The following is a 286-nucleotide window of genomic DNA, read 5'->3' as shown; positions in this document are numbered from 1 at the left end:
CCTATGCCGCCTCGCCCGCCTACGCAAATTTCTGGCAACGACTGGCATCAGGCGAATTCATCTCGGACGAGTTTGTCCGCTACGGGAAGAACGGCAAGGAAATATGGATCCAGGCCGCCTATAATCCGGTTGTCGATGAAACCGGTAAAGTGGTGAAGGTGGTGAAATTTGCCACCGACGTCACACCGCGCATGAGCGCCATTCGCATGCTTGCAGATGCCCTGCGGGCGCTGGCCGAAGGCGACCTTGTACAACGCCTCGACAACAGCTTCGTGCCCAGCATGGA

At 57.7% G+C, this 286-nt stretch carries 1 protein-coding gene; it reads left to right on the top strand.

The features are described from left to right. The coding region (locus tag EN807_RS34860; protein WP_135938111.1) for a PAS domain-containing protein at positions 1 to 286 on the top strand (286 nt) is incomplete at both ends.

It is taken from the genome of Mesorhizobium sp. M5C.F.Ca.ET.164.01.1.1, from assembly GCF_004792125.1.
Lineage (GTDB): Bacteria > Pseudomonadota > Alphaproteobacteria > Rhizobiales > Rhizobiaceae > Mesorhizobium > Mesorhizobium wenxiniae.
This window is presented reverse-complemented; position numbering and strand designations above follow the sequence as displayed.